At 61.4% G+C, this 2177-nt stretch carries 4 protein-coding genes; 2 read left to right on the top strand and 2 right to left on the bottom strand.

Translation table 11 applies throughout. The features are described 5' to 3' along the window. On the bottom strand, positions 1-409 hold a 409-nt coding region (locus Q0341_RS07775; protein ID WP_299511805.1), incomplete at its 3' end, for an RNA methyltransferase substrate-binding domain-containing protein. Between the two features lie 61 nt (positions 410-470). After that, complete coding sequence (locus Q0341_RS07770; protein ID WP_299511802.1) at positions 471-1160, bottom strand: ABC transporter ATP-binding protein; 690 nt, start codon at positions 1158-1160, stop codon at positions 471-473. Between Q0341_RS07770 and Q0341_RS07765 the strand changes: the two genes are divergently transcribed. Next, positions 1159-1809, top strand: a complete 651-nt coding sequence (locus Q0341_RS07765) for an arylesterase (RefSeq protein WP_299511800.1) — start codon at positions 1159-1161, stop codon at positions 1807-1809. The genes Q0341_RS07770 and Q0341_RS07765 overlap by 2 nt on opposite strands. Then, on the top strand, positions 1806-2177 hold a 372-nt coding region (locus tag Q0341_RS07760), incomplete at its 3' end, for a rhodanese-like domain-containing protein (protein ID WP_299511797.1). The genes Q0341_RS07765 and Q0341_RS07760, both read left to right, overlap by 4 nt.

The following is a 2177-nucleotide window of genomic DNA, read 5'->3' as shown; positions in this document are numbered from 1 at the left end:
CATTGATGCCGGCCGCGTGGTCTTTGGGGGCGATAACCGCGTGCGCACCGGCGCCGTCGGCCACACGCAGGCAGGCGCCCAGGTTGTGCGGATCGGTCACGCCGTCCAACACCAAGAGCAAGGGCGGCCCTTCCACGGTGTCGAGCAGGTCGTCCAGTGAATGGTTCTGGGGCATGGGCGCGACCATGGCCACCACACCCTGGTGACCATGACCACCGGCCAGCTTGGCCAGGCGCTCACCGTCCGATTCGATCATGCGCATGCCCGAATCGCGGGCCTTGTCGATGAACTGGCGCATGCGCGCATCGCGGCGCGTGACCTCGTAATGGATTTCAACAACGGATTGGGGGGCGATCTTGAGGCGAACGCCCACGGCATGAAAGCCGAACAGCACTTTGGTAGAAGACATCCTCGGATTATCGTTGGTCGCAGCCTGCCGATTTGACCGCCTGCCCAAACGGACCTGCGCTTCAGGCCAGTGTCGCTGCAGGCTCCGACAAGCGCCCTGCCTGAATCACCAGGCTGCGCTCGCACTTGGCAGCCAACTGCCGGTCGTGCGTGACCAAGACCAAGGTGGTGCCTTGCTCGCGGTTGAGCGCAAACATCAAGTCCATGATGGCTTCACCGGTGGCGTGGTCGAGGCTGCCGGTGGGCTCGTCGGCGAACAACAAGTCGGGCTGCACCACAAAGGCCCGCGCCAGCGCCACGCGTTGCTGCTCACCGCCGCTGAGCACTTTGGGCAGGTGTTTCAGGCGTTCGCCCAGGCCCACGCGTTGCAGCATGGCCGTTGCCGCGCTGCGGGCATCGGGTCGGTCGGCCAACTCCAGCGGAAGCATGACGTTCTCCAAAGCGGTGAGGTTGGGCATGAGCTGAAAGCTTTGAAATACAAAACCCACATGTTGGGCACGCAACGCAGCCCGCTCATCCTCGGACAAGTCAAACAGCGACCGCCCGGCCAACACCACCTGGCCCGTGCTGGGTGTGTCCAGCCCCGCCAAAATGGCCAACAGTGTGCTTTTGCCAGAACCTGAAGCACCGACAATAGCGGCTGTTTCCCCAGCTTTCAAAGAAAAATCGATATCGCGCAAAATGTCCAGCTGACCGCTGGCATCCTGCACACTTTTGGAAACGCCACGCACGGCAATGATGGATTCGGGCATGCACAAACCTTTGTTGAGACGACGTCACTTTAACTGGACCCTTCTGGCCCTGGCCAGCTGGGGCTTTGTCGCCCCGATTGCAGCCGCCCCAGAGCAGCGCATTTTGGTGGTGGGCGATTCGCTGAGCGCCGAATACGGGCTGAGCCGAGGCACTGGCTGGGTGGCCTTGCTGCAAAAGCAACTGGCCAGCGAGAAACCTGGCGCAGCGGTGATCAACGCCAGCATCAGCGGCGACACCACGTCGGGCGGTCGATCGCGCCTGCCCGCTCTGCTCAAAAGGCACCAGCCCAGCCATGTGATCATTGAACTCGGTGGCAACGATGCGCTGCGCGGCCTGCCCATGCGCATGACGCAGGACAACCTGCTGCGCATGACCCAACAAGCCCAAGCAGCAGGTGCCCAAGTGCTGCTGCTGGGCATGCAAATGCCACCCAACTACGGCCCCGACATGGCGAGACAATTTGAAGCCGCCTTTGCCCAAGTGGCCAAAAGCCAAAAAGCGGCCCTGGTGCCTTTCTTTTTGAAAGGCATTGGCGATGACCCCGAACCCCTCAAATGGTTCCAGGCCGACCGCATTCACCCCAATGAAGCCGCACAAGCGCGCATGCTGGCCAACGTTTGGCCCACCTTGAAGAAACAACTGAAATGAGCGTTCACCTGATCTCGGCCGCCGATGCCATGGCCCAATTTGACCGGTTTGATGCCATCGTCGATGCACGCTCGGAAGGCGAACACGCCGAAGACCATCTGCCTGGCGCTGACTGCTGGCCGTCGCTGAACAACGAGGAGCGCATACGGGTGGGCACCTTGTACAAACAAGTCAACCCGTTTGAAGCGCAAAAAGTTGGCGCAGCGCTGGTGGCCAAAAACATCGCCCGGCACATTGAAACCCATGTGATGGACAATCCCCGCAGCTGGCAACCGCTGATCTATTGTTGGCGCGGGGGCAAGCGCAGCAACTCGTTGGCGCTGATCTTGGGCCAGATCGGCTTCAAGGTGCACCTGATCGAAGGCGGC

Source organism: uncultured Limnohabitans sp., assembly GCF_937889215.1.
GTDB lineage: Bacteria > Pseudomonadota > Gammaproteobacteria > Burkholderiales > Burkholderiaceae_C > Limnohabitans_A.
Note: the sequence above shows the minus strand (reverse complement) of the source record. Positions and strands in the feature narration are given on the sequence as shown.

Bases quoted from the DNA above. Each gene is read 5' to 3' on its own strand.
- Q0341_RS07765 (WP_299511800.1), top strand. From the start codon at position 1,159: ATGCACAAACCTTTGTTGAGACGACGTCACTTTAACTGGACCCTTCTG.
- Q0341_RS07770 (WP_299511802.1), bottom strand. From the start codon at position 1,160: ATGCCCGAATCCATCATTGCCGTGCGTGGCGTTTCCAAAAGTGTGCAG.